This window comes from Enterobacter sp. WCHEn090032 (assembly GCF_003986875.1).
GTDB lineage: Bacteria > Pseudomonadota > Gammaproteobacteria > Enterobacterales > Enterobacteriaceae > Enterobacter > Enterobacter sichuanensis.
This window is the reverse complement of sequence record NZ_RXRN01000009.1, coordinates 116,468-131,793: the sequence shown is the minus strand read 5'-3', so window position 1 is coordinate 131,793 and position 15,326 is coordinate 116,468. Positions and strand designations below refer to the sequence as shown.

Sequence of the window (15,326 nt, the reverse complement as noted above, 5' to 3'; positions counted from 1 at the left end):
ACAGGTGGAGGGCGAAGGTCATGGCGCAAAACAGCGCGTTATCAACGCTGAAAGATCTGGCAGAAAAAGAAGTTGATGATGCCGCATTGCAGCTTGGCGCAATGCGACGCGGGTGCCAGCAGGCTGAAGAACAGTTGAAGATGTTAATCGACTATCAGCATGAATATCGCACCAACCTCAATACCGATATGACACAGGGCATTGGCAGCCAGCGCTGGATTAACTATCAGCAGTTTATCCAGACGCTGGAGAAGGCGATAGAACAGCATCGCCAGCAGCTGAACCAGTGGACCCAAAAAGTCGATACTGCGCTGAATTTCTGGCGTGAGAAGAAGCAGCGACTGCAGGCCTGGCAGACCTTACAGGACCGGCAGATCGCGGCAACGACCCTGGCGGAAAACCGTCTGGATCAGAAGAAAATGGATGAGTTTGCCCAGCGCGCATCAATGAGGAAACCGGAATGATCACACTGCAACAACTGCTGATGAGCGACAGCGAGCTCGCAGGCGGCACGCAGACAGGAAAAGGCACCGAGGGTGCGCAAGACTTTCTCTCTCTGCTGGCGGGCGCCCTGACGGAGGCAACGGGCAAGGGCAACGATGCGCCGCTGACCCTGGCGGACCTGAAAGCTGCCGGCAGCAAGCTCTCTAAAGTGGCTCAGGACGCCAAAGGCGATACCGCTCTGCAGGCTAAAATTGCCGACCTGCTCGCGCGTCAGCCGACACTGAATGGCGAGGAAGCTACACCTGTCATCTCGCCTGAGACGCTGGTTTCCGGGCTGATGCCGGTATCGAAGGGCGATGCCCTGAAAGCGCTCAATGCGGTCAACAGCAAAGATGACGGCAAAAGCGAGCTGAGCGAAGAGGAGCTGGCCGGATTAAGCGCGCTGATGGCCATGCTGCCGCACCAGCAGACCCGCACCGTCCAGGCGACAGAGCGTAACGATATTACCGCACCGTCTGCGCTGGGTTCCGCAACGCGTGCCCAAAACGGTGCGACCCAGCCGTTGCTGAACGCGGCGCAGGGCGGCCATGAAAAAGCGCAGATAACGACGCCTTATCAAAGCCAGACGCAGATGACAAACAGCGATCCGGCGCTGCCTGCCAACGCGCCGGCAGCACCCGTTGTGACCGCCACCGCAGAGAAGCAGGACCTCGCCAGTTCATCCTCCTCGTCGCCGACGGCCACCCTGGCACCGATCGTCTCCAGCCATGCAACCAGCCAGCCAGCCGCCACCGTTGCCACCGCGCCGGTGTTAAGTCAGCCGCTGGGTACCCACGAATGGCAACAATCCCTGAGCCAGCACATCACGCTGTTCACTAAGCAGGGTCAACAGACCGCGGAGCTGCGTCTGCACCCGGAAGATCTGGGTCAGGTGCAAATTTCACTTAAACTGGATGATAACCAGGCGCAGCTGCAGATGGTTTCTGCCCACAGCCATGTTCGTGCGGCACTGGAGGCAGCCCTGCCGGTTCTGCGGACCTCGCTTGCGGAGAACGGCATTCAGCTGTCGCAAAGCAGCGTCAGCAGCGAGAGCTTTGCCGGGCAGCAGCAGTCCTCCTCCCAGCAGCACCAGGCTTCGCGTTCCGGCAACACCGGCGGTTTTAATGAAGAGAGCGATGAGCTTCTGCCTGTCCCCGTGGCCCTGCAATCCGCCGCGCGCGGTAACGGTGCCGTAGACATCTTCGCCTAAACGCCAGAGGTAGCGTGATTATCCCCGTCTTTTCCACGCTTTGACGACAGCAGGACACGGGATAATCACCTTATTAAGCTGTACCGAAACAGGAAGCTCGTATCAGATGACTGACTCCGCTATCACCAAAAAAAGTAAGCGTTCCATCTGGATCCCGCTGCTGGTGTTGATCACGCTCGCCGCCTGCGCTACCGCGGGCTATAGTTACTGGCGTATGCAGCAGGAACCTTCAACCGCTGCGGCCAAGGCCGAACCTGCACCGCCGCCGGCGCCGGTATTTTTCCCTCTGGACACCTTCACCGTGAATCTCGGTGATGCGGACCGTGTGCTGTATGTCGGTATTACGCTGCGCCTGAAGGATGAAGCCACCCGCGCGCGTCTGAATGATTATCTCCCGGAGGTGCGCAGCCGCCTTCTGCTGCTGTTCTCTCGTCAGGACGCTTCGGCGCTGGCCACCGATGTTGGCAAGCAAAAGCTGGTCGATGCCATTAAACAAACGCTGGCGACCCCGCTGGTAAATGGTCAACCTAAGCAGGAAGTCACTGACGTTCTGTACACAGCTTTCATTCTGCGGTAACGACATGGGCGACAGTATTCTTTCTCAGGCAGAAATCGATGCGCTGCTCAACGGCGACAGCGATAAGAGTGACGATCCGCAACCGGGTATTGGCGGCGATAGCGATATTCGCCCCTATGACCCGAATACCCAGCGTCGCGTGGTACGTGAACGTCTGCAGGCGCTGGAGATCATTAACGAACGTTTTGCACGTCAGTTCCGTATGGGGCTGTTTAACCTGCTGCGTCGTAGCCCGGATATCACGGTCGGTGCGATCCGCATTCAGCCGTATCATGAGTTTGCCCGCAATCTGCCGGTGCCAACCAACCTTAACCTGATTCATCTGAAGCCGCTGCGCGGCACCGGTCTGGTGGTGTTTTCTCCAAGCCTGGTGTTCATCGCGGTGGATAACCTGTTCGGCGGCGACGGGCGTTTCCCGACCAAAGTAGAAGGTCGCGAATTCACCCACACCGAACAGCGCGTCATTAACCGCATGCTGAAGCTGGCGCTGGAGTCTTACAGCGACGCGTGGAAAGCGATCAACCCGCTGGAAGTGGAGTACGTCCGTTCTGAGATGCAGGTGAAATTTACCAATATCACCACCTCCCCGAACGATATCGTCGTGAACACCCCGTTCCACGTGGAGATCGGTAACCTGACCGGTGAGTTCAACATCTGCCTGCCGTTCAGCATGATCGAACCGCTGCGCGAGCTGCTGGTCAACCCGCCGCTGGAGAACTCCCGCAACGAAGACCAGAACTGGCGTGAAAACCTGGTCCGCCAGGTCCAGCATTCACAGCTTGAGCTGGTGGCGAGCTTCGCCGATATCCCGCTGCGGTTATCTCAGATCCTGAAATTACAACCCGGTGATGTTTTGCCGATAGAAAAACCCGACCGCATTATTGCCCATGTGGATGGTGTCCCCGTGCTGACAAGCCAGTACGGCACGATTAACGGTCAGTATGCGTTACGCGTTGAGCACTTGATCAACCCGATTTTGAATTCGCTGAATGAGGAACAGCCCAAATGAGTGACATGAACAATCCGTCCGATGAAAACAGCGGAGCACTGGACGATCTGTGGGCTGACGCGTTAAACGAGCAAAAAGCGACCCCGAGCAAAAGTGCGGCGGATGCCGTCTTCCAGCAGCTTGGCGGCGGTGACGTCAGCGGCACGCTGCAGGACATCGACCTGATTATGGACATCCCGGTTAAGCTGACCGTTGAACTGGGCCGCACCCGGATGACCATTAAAGAGCTGCTGCGCCTGACGCAGGGTTCCGTGGTCGCCCTTGACGGTCTGGCCGGTGAACCGCTGGATATTCTGATCAACGGTTATCTGATTGCCCAGGGTGAGGTAGTGGTGGTTGCCGATAAATACGGCGTACGTATCACCGACATCATTACCCCGTCTGAACGTATGCGTCGTCTGAGCCGTTAAGCATGAAAACCCAGGCAACACTATCGCAACCTTCTGCCGTCCCCGGTTCACCTCTGCTCCAGGTGAGCGGAGCGTTGTTCGGTATTATTGCCTTTATTCTTATCGCCGCCTGGCTGGCGAAGCGCTTTGGTCTGGCGGGTAAAACCGCCGGCACCCGCGGCCTGAAAGTCAGCGCCAGCACCACGCTGGGGCCACGTGAACGCGTGGTCATTGTCGAGGTGGAAGACGCGCGTCTGGTCCTGGGCGTCACGGCCTCCAGCATCAACGTATTACATAAACTGCCGCCCGCCCCTGTTGAGGTGGACGCGCGCGCAGAGGCCCCTGCGGATTTTCAGTCCGTCATGAAGAGTTTGCTTAAGCGTTCCGGGAGATCCTGATGCGCCGTTTGTTATCCCTGACGCTTGCGGGCGTTGGCCTGTTTGCTCCCGCGGTTTATGCGCAACTGCCCGGTCTGGTATCTACCCCGCTCGCGGGCGGTGGCCAAAGCTGGTCACTTCCGGTTCAGACGCTGGTTTTCATCACCTCGCTGACGTTTATTCCGGCCATTCTGCTGATGATGACCAGCTTCACCCGCATCATTATCGTCTTTGGTCTGCTGCGAAACGCGCTGGGCACCCCGTCCGCCCCGCCAAACCAGGTTCTGCTTGGGCTGGCGCTGTTTTTAACCTTTTTCATTATGTCGCCGGTGATCGATAAGATTTATACCGACGCTTATCAGCCGTTCAGCGAAGATAAAATCTCCATGCAGGAGGCGCTGGAGAAAGGCGCGCAGCCGCTGCGGGAATTTATGCTGCGCCAGACGCGCGAAGCGGATCTCGCCCTCTTTGCCCGCCTGTCCAATACCGGCGAGCTGCAGGGGCCGGAAGCGGTACCCATGCGTATTCTTCTGCCCGCCTATGTCACCAGCGAGCTGAAAACCGCGTTCCAGATTGGCTTTACCATTTTTATTCCGTTCCTGATTATCGATCTGGTGATCGCCAGCGTGCTGATGGCGCTCGGGATGATGATGGTGCCGCCCGCGACCATCGCCCTGCCCTTTAAGATCATGCTCTTTGTGCTGGTCGACGGCTGGCAGCTGCTGGTCAGTTCGCTGGCGCAGAGCTTCTACAGTTAAGGAACGGCAATGACACCCGAATCGGTCATGATGATGGGCACGGAAGCGATGAAAATCGCCATTGCCGTTGCCGCGCCGCTGCTGCTTGTCGCGCTGGTGACGGGTCTGATTATCAGTATTCTTCAGGCCGCCACGCAGATTAACGAAATGACGCTGTCGTTCATTCCGAAAATCATCGCCGTGTTCGTGGCGATTATTGTCGCCGGGCCGTGGATGCTGAACCTGTTGCTGGACTATATGCGCAACCTGTTTACCAACCTGCCGTATATCATCGGCTGATCTGACGATGCTGCACTTCACCAGCGACCAGTGGGTTCAGTGGCTCGGCGTCTATTTCTGGCCGATGCTGCGCATTATGGCGCTGGTCTCCACTGCCCCGATCCTCAGTGAGAAATCGATCCCCAAGCGTGTCAAAGTGGGGCTGGGCATTATCATCTCGATTATCGTCGCCCCATCCCTTCCCCCGGTGGAGATCCCGATTTTCTCGGCGAACGCGGTGTGGGTGGCTCTGCAGCAGGTGATGATTGGCGTTGCCGTCGGCTTTACCATGCAGCTCGCGTTTGCCGCCGTGCGTACCGCGGGAGAGCTGATTGGCCTGCAGATGGGGTTATCGTTCGCCACGTTTGTCGATCCCGGCAGCCATCTCAACATGCCCGTGCTGGCGCGCATTATCGACCTGCTCGCCATGCTGCTGTTTCTGTCGTTCAACGGTCATCTGTGGCTCATCTCCATGCTGGTGGACACCTTCCATACGCTGCCGATTGGGGAAAATCCGGTGAACAGCAATGCGTTTCTGGCGCTGACCCGCGCTGCAGGGCTGATTTTCCTCAACGGGCTGATGCTGGCGCTGCCGATCATCACCCTGCTGCTGACCGTCAACCTGGCGTTAGGTTTACTGAACAGAATGGCACCGCAGCTTTCGGTGTTTGTCATTGGTTTTCCGCTGACGCTGACGGTCGGAATTTTATTAATGTCATTACTGATGCCACTTATCGCTCCGTTCTGTGAACATTTATTCGGCGAGATATTCAACCTCTTAGCGGATATTGTCAGCGAGCTGCCTCGTAAATAATAGCCCGCACTGTTGCTATTGTCTTTCTGAGGATATTCCTAAAATAAAACTTGAAAAACATCTTCCAGGATATATCTGACGCGGTTTAATTGTTTCTAACCACCTCACAATACTTAATATTTACTTTACTTTAAGAAGATTCCTGGCAAATTATACGTAACTTTACGGGATAGTGAGTCCGCCTGAAAGTCTTTGTCATGCTCACAGGTTTATTATTTTTTTCCATCCCGTATGGCTGTTTTGAGCTCTCAGGCAGATGGTGAATTATCGTTACGCATTGAGTGAGGGTATGCCATGTCAACGATCATTATGGATTTATGCAGCTACACCCGGCTAGGGTTAACCGGGTACCTGGCAAGCAGAGGGGTAAGAAAGAGAGACATCAACGATGCACACACCGTTGAAGAGCTCGCGGCCGCTTGTGACGAACTCAAACCAGGCGTGGTGTTTATTAATGAGGACTGTTTCATTCACGATCCAGCCAACAGTCAGTACATTAAGCAAATCATTAATCAGCATCCAAAAACCCTGTTTATTGTTTTTATGGCGATCGCAAATATCCATTTCGATGAGTATTTGTTGGTCCGTAAAAATTTATTGATCAGTTCTAAATCGATTAAACCCGAGTCGCTGGATGACATTCTGGGTGATTATTTGAATAAAGAAGTTAAAAATGTAGGAGCGGTTAACTTACCCACCCTATCATTAAGCAGGACTGAATCAAGTATGCTGCGAATGTGGATGGCGGGCCAGGGAACTATTCAGATCTCCGACCAGATGAATATTAAAGCTAAAACCGTTTCGTCACACAAAGGAAATATTAAAAGGAAAATTAAAACGCATAATAAGCAAGTGATCTACCACGTGGTACGCCTGACCGATAATGTGACGAACGGGATTTTCGTCAACATGCGTTAGTCGCTGAAGAAAAGACCCTGTGCACCCTACCTTTGATCTCTGGCCTGGCCAGAGATTTTTGCTTTTGTACAGGCGGTCGGGCTCGCGAAGCGCGACCCGACGCCGTGTTAGTCGGCTTTCTCGACAAAAATCCCATCCGGATGCCCCAGTTCGTTAAAAAACCAGATGCCGAGCGGGTAGTCTTCCAGTGAGACCAGGTACATTGTCCCTTCACTAAACTCTTCAATTGCCAGCACCACGCCCGGGCGGCGCGGCCCGCCGTCCGTTTTAACGGTGACCCGATCGTTGACCTTCATACATTCCTCCTCTGGTTTTGAGCCAGTGTAGAACAAAACGCAAAAACGCACATCGCTGCCCGGTGTGAATGGCGTTTTTATACACAGGCTATACTTACCGTTGGACCGCGTTGAAGGTTGAATGAGGAGCCCCGTAATGAAGACCGATAAAGAGTACAGCGACACCATCAAGCGCGAAGTCGAGGTGGATGTTGATGCCCTGCTGGCCGCCATCAATGAGATCAGTGAGTCAGAAGTCCGCCGGACGGACGACAATTCGGACCGCGTCATTGTCAACGGAAGGGACTATCACACCTATCGTGAGCTGGCGGAGGCCTTCGAGCTGGATATTCACGACTTTAGCGTGTCAGAAGCCAATCGGTAGGGCGAAAAAAATCCCGGTCATGGGGATGGCCGGGATCAAAACTTGCTTTTGCAAGAAGCACTTGAAAATTCGTTACACCAGGAAATCTGATGTACATGCCACACTATCCCCAACGAATTTGTCTGACAAGCATATATTCTTATGATGAATATACTATTTTCAGCATTATGAATTTGGTTATGAGCAGCAACATACGCCGAATGCGGGTTTGCCAGGGTCCGTTCTCATTGTTCCGGTTTTTATCCCGGCTATTTTTTAGGAATTTTCTTAGAAAGCGACGCCACCGTTACCAGGAGTCTGTATGCCTTCACTGCGGGATCCCTTGCTGATTTTTTCCGATCTGGACGGCTCGTTGCTCGATATCCATACCTACGAGTGGCAGCCCGCGCTCCCCTGGCTGGACAGGCTGCTGGATAACCAGGTTCCGCTCATTCTCTGTAGCAGCAAAACGGCGGCCGAGATGCTGGACATTCAGCAGGATCTGGGTCTGGAAGGCCTGCCGTTTATTGCCGAGAACGGCGCGGTTATTCAGCCTGACGTGCGGTGGGAAAAGGTGCCGCGTCAGATTAGAGGAATGTCACACCGGGATATTCGCCCGCGGATCGAGCAAATCCGCCTTGAGACGGGCGTTAAGTTCACCACCTTTGACGACGTGGACGATCGCATTATCAGCGAGTGGACCGGCCTGACGCGCTATCGCTCTGCGCTGGCCCGCAGGCAGGAAGCCTCGGTCACGCTCATCTGGCGCGACAGCGACGAGAAAATGGTCCAGTTTGAAGAGGCGCTGGCGCGTAGCGGTCTGCAATGTCTGCAGGGGGCGCGGTTCTGGCATATTCTTGACACCCGCTGCGGTAAAGACGTGGCGGTTAACTGGCTGATTGAGCAGTACCGTGAGCAGGAAGCGATCGAACCCACGACGCTGGGACTCGGTGATGGCCCCAATGATGCGCCGCTGCTGGATAGCATGGATTACGCGGTAGTGATTAAAGGCATTAACCGTCAGGGCATCACGCTACGGGACGATAATCCCGCGCGGGTTTATCACACCCAACAACCCGGTCCCGCGGGCTGGCACGAAGGGCTGGATCACTTCCTCTCCTGATCCCGCCAGACAACGCGGTTACGCCCGGTCTGTTTAGCCTGGTATAAGCGGGCGTCCGCCACGGACTGCAGTTGTTCAAAATCGTAATTCCCCTTTTCATCCACGCTGCTGACGCCCAGCGACGCGCTGATGCGCAGGGTCGTGCTCTTCTTCACCAGAATCTCCTTGCTGTTGATGCGACAACGAATACGCTCCGCAACCCCTCTCGCCTCCTCAAGGCTAATCCCCGGCAGGGCGACACAAAACTCTTCCCCGCCGACACGCCCTGCGACATCGTTTTTGCGTAATCCGGTGGCAATCAGCCCCGCCGTATGGGACAGCACCTTATCACCGGCCTGATGGCCGAAACGGTCGTTGATGCTTTTAAAATGGTCGAGATCGATCTGAATCACCGAGAAGGGCAGCGACTGCTGGCGACAGGTTTCTGCCAGCATTTTCGCGCGGTCGAACAGCGCGCCGCGATTATTCAGACGGGTGAGCGGATCGTGCCAGGCCTGCCACTGCAGCGAATGCTGAAGCGTATACATGTTGCTTACCATCCGACGGATCACCAGCCACGAGATCAATAGCATGGCGGTAAACAGCGCCCACAGCAGCGCCAGCACAATACTGATGCTGCCGAAGTCGTCCTGCACCCCTTCATGCAGGGTGTGGATCCGCAGAACGACGCCATCGAAGTGATCGAGCCGCTCCCAGCTAATAAAACGGCTTCCGAGGCGGATGCCGCCGCCGGTATCATGTTCAATCGCCTGGGCAATCTGCGCCGTTTCGCGTTCGTCAAAGCGGTTAACCGGGTTACCCGCATGGGCAGAGGTGGCAATCAAATTGAGCCGGGTGTCGTACAGCTGATACTCCCCTTCCGTTCTGTCTTCCGTCGCGTCAGCCAGCAGGCGTTGCATCGTGCCCAGTGTGAAATCCATCGCCACCACGCCATACCAGTAATGATCAAAATAGATGGGGACGCTGGCGGTGATCGCGCGTTCATCGCCGGTCCATGCGGAGGGCGTGGAGATAAACCAGCGCACCGCGCGTGCGCGGTTGTTGCGTTCTGACTGCTCGGTGAACCAGGCTTGCGTGACCAGATGGTAATAGCGGGAGGTAATGTCACCCGCCTGCTCCGGCGTGTCGGTAGAGAGATAAAACCCGGCGCGGGAGACGTAGTTCACCCGCGATTCTGTCTGCGCTCTCGATGAGGCCAGCCGGAGCAGATACCCCACTTCCAGCGCGGCAGAAATTTCATTGCTGATGCGCTCCGCGTCGCGGTTGAGAAGCGTCGTTTTTTCGACGAACGCATCGGACACCCCGTTTATCGGCAGGGTGCGTTTTTTATCCACGGCAAGCTGCCAGGTGGGGAGTACGCGCAGAGTATTGAAGCGTGACACCGCACTCTGTAAAGCGTCAAAGGCCAGCGGCGTCTGGATGGCATCGCGCATGCCCTGGCGGAACAACAGCATCCTGTCCACGCTGTTCTGTAGCTGTCTGTCCAGCGAACTGGCCACCGTATCCAGATGGTTACGCTGGCTGGAGACGTACGCGTCTTCCAGGACCACCACTTCGCGCCAGGTCAGGAGGGTGGAAAACACCAGAACGACAATAAAACAGAGATTAACAATCAGCCCCGGATTGCTACGTTTATGCAGCCATTGCAAAAAAGATTGTCTCACAACAAAGGTATCGCGCTGCACACACACTCCCTGATCACTGCCCTACACCCTGAGATAAAAACGCCCGGCAAAGCCGGGCGTTACGTGATTAAGCCTTGTCCCGCTTGTGCTGTCCGTCACCCGGCTGAAGCTCATCTTCACGGAATGCTTCCCGCTTGATGCCGTAGCCATCGTGCCACCGACATTCCACCATTCCGCTGGAATACCCGGTCACAATCATACGTGGACCGCCCTTCTTCGGCTTAACTTCATCACTGACCAAAAAGACCATACCTGCCTCCTGTATCAGGGTGAAACTGTTTCAATTTAGACGAGGAATGGTCTTTTTGCATCCCGCACCGGGTAACAATTAGTGCGACGTACCGCGGAGTTTCTCAACCCCTTTTACCGCCGCAACCACGATGGCGCCAATGATAAAGCCCAGCACCAGATTCAGCAGCGTGGGCAGCATCGCCGCGACAACCGCCCCCTGTGTGGCGGAGAAATGTTCGACAGCATGGTGCAGCGGGGCAATGCCGTGAACCACAATCCCGCCGCCGACGAGGAACATCGCCAGCGTACCCACCACGGACAAACTCTTCATCAGCCACGGGGCCAGCACCAGTAAGCTCTTGCCGATGCCTTTCGCCACCGCGCTCGATTTCGTCTCCAGCCAGTAGCCGATGTCATCCAGCTTCACGATCAATCCCACCAGGCCGTAGACACCTACCGTCACCAGAAGGGCAATGCCGGAGAGGATCAGCACCTGATTCAGGAGCGGCGCGTCAGAGACAATGCCCAACGTAATGGCGACAATTTCAGCGGACAGAATAAAGTCGGTGCGGATGGCGCCTTTGACTTTATCACGCTCGAAGGTCTTCGGATCCTGAGCGGCCAGCGCTTCAAGACGCTGCTGACGCATCTCCGGGGTATCGCTCTCCTTGCGCGCGCTAAAGGAGTGCAGGACCTTCTCGACGCCCTCAAAGCAGAGAAATGCCCCGCCAATCATTAATAGCGGCGTGATCGCCCACGGAATGAACGCGCTGATGAGCAGCGCCAGCGGCACCAGAATCACCTTATTGAGGAAGGAGCCTTTTGCTACCCCCCACACCACCGGCAGTTCACGGTTGGCCCTCACCCCACTCACCTGCTGGGCGTTCAGCGACAAATCATCTCCCAGCACGCCGGCGGTTTTCTTCGCCGCCAGTTTCCCCATCACCGAAATGTCATCCAGTAAGGTGGCAATATCATCCAGCAATGTTAATAAGCTACTTCCTGCCAAAATCTTAATCCTTCATTTTTTGGTAATTAAGTGAATAGTATGGAGCAAAAGTACAAAGCCGGAAACAGGCTCCTCACGTCAACAAAAAATTCACATCAACTACACAATTAAAGGGCTCGCCAGCGCGATAGTTTTCGCGTTTACTATCAGCGACCTTTTTATTTCGTCGTGAGGGATTATGCGTTTCCGGCAATTGCTACCGCTCATCGGGGCACTCTTTTCGCTGTATATCATCTGGGGTTCAACCTACTTTGTCATTCGCATCGGCGTGGAAAGCTGGCCACCCCTGATGATGGCGGGCATACGCTTCCTTTCGGCAGGCGTCCTGCTGCTCGCGTTCCTGCTGCTGCGCGGCCACAAGCTTCCCCCGCTGCGTCCGCTACTGAATGCCGCGCTAATCGGCCTGCTGCTGCTGGCGGTGGGAAATGGGTTTGTAACGATTGCCGAGCACCAGAACGTGCCGTCCGGGATCGCCGCCGTGGTCGTTGCCACCGTGCCGCTCTTTACCCTCTGCTTCAGCCGCCTTTTCGGCATCCGCACCCGCAAGCTGGAATGGCTGGGAATTTGTATCGGACTCGCCGGTATTATTCTGCTCAACAGCGGCGGGAACCTGAGCGGGAATCCGTGGGGCGCAGTGATTATCCTGATAGGCTCCATGAGCTGGGCGTTTGGCTCGGTATACGGTTCACGTATCACGCTCCCCACCGGCATGATGGCTGGCGCAATTGAGATGCTCGCCGCGGGGATTGTTCTGCTGCTCGCCTCGGCGTTGACGGGAGAAAAGCTGACCGCGCTGCCGGACCTGTCGGGCTTTCTCGCGGTAGGGTATCTGGCGCTGTTTGGCTCAATCATCGCCATTAACGCCTACATGTTCCTGATCCGCAACGTCTCCCCGGCGGTTGCCACCAGCTACGCCTATGTTAACCCGGTGGTGGCCGTACTGCTTGGGACGGGATTAGGTGGGGAAACGCTCTCTGCCGTTGAATGGCTGGCGTTGGGGATCATTGTGTTTGCCGTCGTGCTGGTCACCCTGGGCAAATATTTGCTGCCAGCAAAACCGGTCGTTACGCCTTGCGAGGCGGAGAAACCGTGAGCAGGTGAATCCCCTGCGTGTCGATCTGCGCGGTCTGACCGCCGCCGCAGATCCACTCTTCCAGCCGTTCCGACAGTTCAACGTCGTTCAGCTTTAATCTGCCTCTCAGCGCACACTCCCAGACGATCAGCACCCGCCAGCCCTGCGCCATCAGCGTGGTCAGATCCCGCCTGTCGCGTTCAACGTTCTTGCCAATCTTTTCCAGCCAGAAGTCGGTGCGCGTCGCCGGGACTTTAAACAGGTAGCAGTCGTGATGATGCCAGAAACAGCCGTGGGTAAAGATGATGCACTGCCAGGCGTCGATGACGAAATCGGGGCGCCCCGCGAGGGCGGCATCCTGCACGCGGAAGTCAAACCCCGCCTGCGTCAGCAGCGCGGCCACGCGCTTTTCTATGGCGGTGTCACGCGTGCCGATGGCACGCATGTTTTTACTGCGCGTCGCCTTATTGTGAACATCCGTCATTGACGGCCTCACCCTGACGAAGTGCCACCGCCTGTCTGATGCGCGAGGCCAGCAGTTTTGCCACGGCCGCGAACGCCGGCACCACTACCGAGTTGCCAAACTGACGGTACGCCTGGGTGTCCGAAACCGGAATGCGGAAGCGATAGCCCTGTGGCGTCTCAAAGCCCATCAACCGGGCGCACTCCCGGGGCGTTAAGCGTCGCGGACGGTGACGCTGGTTGAGCGGATCGTCGAAATCTTTTTCCCCCAGCGCCTTGTCCCAGCCTCTGTCGATAAGGATTTCCGCGCCGTCTTTGTAGTAACGCGCGGAGAGCGTGCGCGTCACGCTGTGCGGATCGTTCGGATCTACCATCCCGAAGCCGAAGCCGTTGCCCTTCGCCTGATGTTTCTTGGCATAGCGGTAGAGGTATTTCCACAGCACCGGGGTGAGGATGAACTTCGCGTCAACGACAGGCTCCAGCAGGTCGGCCACGGTGGGACGGCGCTCGGGGTAGAGAGATGGGATATCCCGCAGGGTGAAATCGCCCTTCAGATTGAGATCGCGGCGGAAACCCACCAGCACGATGCGTTCGCGATGCTGGGGCAGGAAATGTTTACCATCAATGATTTTTGGGTCATCTGCGCCCATGTCCTGGGCATCGGCCACGTCATAACCCAGTTCATCCAGCGTTTGCATGATAATGCGGAAGGTTTTCCCGCCGTCATGGCTTTTTAAATTCTTAACGTTTTCCAGCACGAAAATGGCCGGGCGACGGGCGTCAATGATACGGGCTACGTCAAAAAACAGCGTTCCCTGGGTATCGCAGGCGAAACCGTGGGCGCGTCCGAGGGCGTTCTTTTTTGAGACACCGGCCAGCGAGAAAGGCTGGCACGGGAAGCCAGCCAGCAGCACATCATGCGCCGGGATGGTCTGGCGAATATGTTCGGCGGCCTGTTCATCGCTGACACCGCTTTTATGGCTCAGGGTGACATCGCGGATGTCGGCGTTGAAATGATGCGCCTGCGGATCGCAATACCAGTTGGCCTTGTAGGTCCGCACGGCATGTTTGTTCCACTCGCTGGTAAACACGCACTGCCCCCCGATAGCTTCAAAGCCGTGTCGAATGCCGCCGATACCGGCGAACAGATCGATAAAGCGGAAGGCATAGTTCGGGTGCGCAGCGGAAGGACGTGGAAGCAGGTTTTGCAGATAACGAAACTCGCCTTCACTCAGGCGACGCCCTGCCCGCTCGCTGGTCACCAGCCGTTTAAGAATGGCCGGGCTCCAGTGGTTCTCACCGTGCGCCACCAGCAGATTGGCCAGCGTTTTAGCATCATAGATATCCAACAGCTGACGCAGTAACGCCTGCACCGTTGCCGTTGATTTCTCAGCCTGCTCAGGCGCGGGCTCAGTCACTGATCGTTTTTCCTGCATTCTTTTAACCGGAGAATAAAGACTGGAGACAGATTACCACAGTTCATTCATGCAAACTGCGACGGAAGCGGTTCATCACCTGGCTATCCAGCCCGATGCAGTCGCCATGTAATTCAGCGCTGAGTTTCGCCATAAACTGGATCAGGAAATCAGCGTTGTGCCGTGCCAACTCGCGGCCCATTTCCGTTTGCATGGTATCAGGCAGTCGCAGCAGTTTGGTCTGAAAATGGTCGAGGGCAAATGCCCGGTCATCAAGCGTACGCGCATCGGCAAAGGGATCGTCTGCGTCAAACAGCGCCACGCCCAGTGCGCCCGAGACGGCAAAGACGCGCGCGAGGCCGATAGCCCCTAGTGCTTCCAGCCGGTCAGCATCCTGGACTATTTTCGCTTCCACGCTCTGCGGCGCGATCCCGGCGCTGAAGCTGTGCGCCTCAATGGCATGTGCAACGCCTGCATAGTGCTCTGATGGGAAGTCCGGGAAATCGCGCTGCAGAATGTCGCGGGTTTTGCGCGCGGCCAGTTGCGATGACTGGCTGCGTTCGGGGTGGTTTTTCGGCAGGCTAACGATATCGTGGAAATAGCAAGCGGTCAGGACCACCAGCGGATCGGCGGTCTGGCGAGACATGATTTTTTGCGCCGTTTTCCAGACGCGACGAAAGTGCGAAATATCATGCGCAGCATCGTCAGAGGTGTGGTTTTCGTCGAGCCAGCGCTCAAAACGCTGTTGCCACTGCGTCAGTTCCATCGTTGTGCCCTGTCGTGAAATATGAGCCTGAACTATAACACAACCAAATTAAATGAATTAATAAATAGAAGCTCGAAATACTTAATAATAATTACACCAAATTAAATCAACAAATTAATTCACAAGAAAAA

At 56.0% G+C, this 15,326-nt stretch carries 19 protein-coding genes and 1 pseudogene; 13 read left to right on the top strand and 7 right to left on the bottom strand.

The genetic code is table 11. The features are described from left to right. The first annotated feature begins 20 nt into the window (after positions 1-20). The 10 genes and pseudogenes from fliJ (at position 21) to rcsA (ending at position 6,793) form a co-directional block, all read left to right on the top strand. The gene (gene fliJ, locus EKN83_RS09990; protein ID WP_014170734.1) at positions 21-464 is read left to right on the top strand and encodes a flagellar export protein FliJ; all 444 of its coding nucleotides are present in this window, start codon (positions 21-23) and stop codon (positions 462-464) included. After that, positions 461-1,693, top strand: a complete 1,233-nt coding sequence (gene fliK / locus EKN83_RS09985) for a flagellar hook length control protein FliK (protein ID WP_126800857.1) — start codon at positions 461-463, stop codon at positions 1,691-1,693. Before fliJ ends, fliK begins: the two co-directional genes overlap by 4 nt. Positions 1,694-1,799: 106 nt before the next feature. Then, the gene (gene fliL / locus EKN83_RS09980) at positions 1,800-2,270 is read left to right on the top strand and encodes a flagellar basal body-associated protein FliL (RefSeq protein WP_021241388.1); all 471 of its coding nucleotides are present in this window, start codon (positions 1,800-1,802) and stop codon (positions 2,268-2,270) included. A gap of 4 nt (positions 2,271-2,274) precedes the next feature. Then, positions 2,275-3,279: a flagellar motor switch protein FliM gene (fliM, locus tag EKN83_RS09975; RefSeq protein WP_008500320.1), complete on the top strand. Its 1,005-nt coding sequence runs from the start codon at positions 2,275-2,277 to the stop codon at positions 3,277-3,279. Continuing rightward, positions 3,276-3,689 (top strand): flagellar motor switch protein FliN, encoded by a 414-nt coding sequence (gene fliN / locus EKN83_RS09970; RefSeq protein ID WP_025759467.1) that lies wholly within the window; start codon positions 3,276-3,278, stop codon positions 3,687-3,689. Before fliM ends, fliN begins: the two co-directional genes overlap by 4 nt. Before the next feature lie 2 nt (positions 3,690-3,691). Beyond that, positions 3,692-4,066 (top strand): flagellar biosynthetic protein FliO, encoded by a 375-nt coding sequence (gene fliO / locus EKN83_RS09965; RefSeq protein WP_025759468.1) that lies wholly within the window; start codon positions 3,692-3,694, stop codon positions 4,064-4,066. Then, positions 4,066-4,803: a flagellar type III secretion system pore protein FliP gene (gene fliP, locus EKN83_RS09960; RefSeq protein WP_013097738.1), complete on the top strand. Its 738-nt coding sequence runs from the start codon at positions 4,066-4,068 to the stop codon at positions 4,801-4,803. The genes fliO and fliP overlap by 1 nt, the downstream gene beginning before the upstream one ends. 9 nt (positions 4,804-4,812) lie before the next feature. Beyond that, complete coding sequence (fliQ, locus tag EKN83_RS09955) at positions 4,813-5,082, top strand: flagellar biosynthesis protein FliQ (protein ID WP_008500315.1); 270 nt, start codon at positions 4,813-4,815, stop codon at positions 5,080-5,082. A 7-nt stretch (positions 5,083-5,089) separates the two neighbouring features. Further along, positions 5,090-5,882, top strand: a pseudogene (fliR, locus tag EKN83_RS09950) (flagellar biosynthetic protein FliR); the annotation flags it as partial. Positions 5,883-6,169: 287 nt separating this feature from the next. Beyond that, positions 6,170-6,793, top strand: coding sequence for a transcriptional regulator RcsA (gene rcsA, locus EKN83_RS09945; protein ID WP_126800856.1), 624 nt, complete (start codon positions 6,170-6,172; stop codon positions 6,791-6,793). Between the two features lie 107 nt (positions 6,794-6,900). Here the strand turns inward: rcsA and dsrB are convergent, their stop codons facing one another. Then, positions 6,901-7,089: a protein DsrB gene (dsrB, locus tag EKN83_RS23340; protein ID WP_008500312.1), complete on the bottom strand. Its 189-nt coding sequence runs from the start codon at positions 7,087-7,089 to the stop codon at positions 6,901-6,903. A gap of 136 nt (positions 7,090-7,225) precedes the next feature. On the opposite strand from dsrB, the gene yodD reads away from it, so the two are divergent. Both yodD and EKN83_RS09930 read left to right on the top strand, forming a co-directional pair. Further along, positions 7,226-7,453: a YodD family peroxide/acid resistance protein gene (yodD, locus tag EKN83_RS09935; RefSeq protein ID WP_013097742.1), complete on the top strand. Its 228-nt coding sequence runs from the start codon at positions 7,226-7,228 to the stop codon at positions 7,451-7,453. Between the two features lie 301 nt (positions 7,454-7,754). Then, positions 7,755-8,555: a mannosyl-3-phosphoglycerate phosphatase-related protein gene (locus EKN83_RS09930; protein ID WP_126800855.1), complete on the top strand. Its 801-nt coding sequence runs from the start codon at positions 7,755-7,757 to the stop codon at positions 8,553-8,555. On the opposite strand, the gene dgcQ is transcribed toward EKN83_RS09930, so the two are convergent. The 3 genes from dgcQ to EKN83_RS09915 all read right to left on the bottom strand — a co-directional run bounded on the left by dgcQ (position 8,540) and on the right by EKN83_RS09915 (position 11,480). Then, complete coding sequence (gene dgcQ, locus EKN83_RS09925) at positions 8,540-10,240, bottom strand: cellulose biosynthesis regulator diguanylate cyclase DgcQ (protein ID WP_126800854.1); 1,701 nt, start codon at positions 10,238-10,240, stop codon at positions 8,540-8,542. The genes EKN83_RS09930 and dgcQ overlap by 16 nt on opposite strands. A gap of 67 nt (positions 10,241-10,307) precedes the next feature. Continuing rightward, positions 10,308-10,490, bottom strand: a complete 183-nt coding sequence (locus tag EKN83_RS09920) for a YodC family protein (RefSeq protein WP_025759475.1) — start codon at positions 10,488-10,490, stop codon at positions 10,308-10,310. 78 nt (positions 10,491-10,568) lie between these two features. After that, entirely contained in the window at positions 10,569-11,480 is a 912-nt protein-coding gene (locus tag EKN83_RS09915; protein ID WP_126800853.1) for a DUF808 domain-containing protein, read from the bottom strand. A gap of 178 nt (positions 11,481-11,658) precedes the next feature. Here EKN83_RS09915 and yedA point away from each other — a divergent pair, with 178 nt between their 5' ends. Continuing rightward, a complete protein-coding gene (gene yedA / locus EKN83_RS09910) occupies positions 11,659-12,573 on the top strand; it encodes a drug/metabolite exporter YedA (RefSeq protein ID WP_126800852.1) in 915 nt (304 codons plus the stop codon). Here the strand turns inward: yedA and EKN83_RS09905 are convergent. From EKN83_RS09905 to EKN83_RS09895, 3 genes are all read right to left on the bottom strand, one after another. Beyond that, a complete protein-coding gene (locus EKN83_RS09905; protein WP_126800851.1) occupies positions 12,545-13,036 on the bottom strand; it encodes a very short patch repair endonuclease in 492 nt (163 codons plus the stop codon). The two genes, yedA and EKN83_RS09905, sit on opposite strands and share 29 nt — an antisense overlap. Beyond that, positions 13,017-14,432, bottom strand: a complete 1,416-nt coding sequence (locus EKN83_RS09900) for a DNA cytosine methyltransferase (RefSeq protein ID WP_047958994.1) — start codon at positions 14,430-14,432, stop codon at positions 13,017-13,019. Before EKN83_RS09900 ends, EKN83_RS09905 begins: the two co-directional genes overlap by 20 nt. Positions 14,433-14,493: 61 nt before the next feature. After that, the gene (locus EKN83_RS09895; protein WP_095441699.1) at positions 14,494-15,195 is read right to left on the bottom strand and encodes a phosphohydrolase; all 702 of its coding nucleotides are present in this window, start codon (positions 15,193-15,195) and stop codon (positions 14,494-14,496) included. Positions 15,196-15,326 lie beyond the last annotated feature (131 nt).

Coding starts and splice junctions, on each gene's coding strand:
- fliL (WP_021241388.1), top strand. CDS start 1,800: ATGACTGACTCCGCTATCACCAAAAAAAGTAAGCGTTCCATCTGGATC.
- EKN83_RS09905 (WP_126800851.1), bottom strand. CDS start 13,036: ATGACGGATGTTCACAATAAGGCGACGCGCAGTAAAAACATGCGTGCC.
- fliO (WP_025759468.1), top strand. CDS start 3,692: ATGAAAACCCAGGCAACACTATCGCAACCTTCTGCCGTCCCCGGTTCA.
- fliP (WP_013097738.1), top strand. CDS start 4,066: ATGCGCCGTTTGTTATCCCTGACGCTTGCGGGCGTTGGCCTGTTTGCT.
- yodD (WP_013097742.1), top strand. CDS start 7,226: ATGAAGACCGATAAAGAGTACAGCGACACCATCAAGCGCGAAGTCGAG.
- fliQ (WP_008500315.1), top strand. CDS start 4,813: ATGACACCCGAATCGGTCATGATGATGGGCACGGAAGCGATGAAAATC.
- EKN83_RS09930 (WP_126800855.1), top strand. CDS start 7,755: ATGCCTTCACTGCGGGATCCCTTGCTGATTTTTTCCGATCTGGACGGC.
- yedA (WP_126800852.1), top strand. CDS start 11,659: ATGCGTTTCCGGCAATTGCTACCGCTCATCGGGGCACTCTTTTCGCTG.
- EKN83_RS09895 (WP_095441699.1), bottom strand. CDS start 15,195: ATGGAACTGACGCAGTGGCAACAGCGTTTTGAGCGCTGGCTCGACGAA.
- dsrB (WP_008500312.1), bottom strand. CDS start 7,089: ATGAAGGTCAACGATCGGGTCACCGTTAAAACGGACGGCGGGCCGCGC.
- fliK (WP_126800857.1), top strand. CDS start 461: ATGATCACACTGCAACAACTGCTGATGAGCGACAGCGAGCTCGCAGGC.
- EKN83_RS09920 (WP_025759475.1), bottom strand. CDS start 10,490: ATGGTCTTTTTGGTCAGTGATGAAGTTAAGCCGAAGAAGGGCGGTCCA.
- fliM (WP_008500320.1), top strand. CDS start 2,275: ATGGGCGACAGTATTCTTTCTCAGGCAGAAATCGATGCGCTGCTCAAC.
- fliJ (WP_014170734.1), top strand. CDS start 21: ATGGCGCAAAACAGCGCGTTATCAACGCTGAAAGATCTGGCAGAAAAA.
- rcsA (WP_126800856.1), top strand. CDS start 6,170: ATGTCAACGATCATTATGGATTTATGCAGCTACACCCGGCTAGGGTTA.
- fliN (WP_025759467.1), top strand. CDS start 3,276: ATGAGTGACATGAACAATCCGTCCGATGAAAACAGCGGAGCACTGGAC.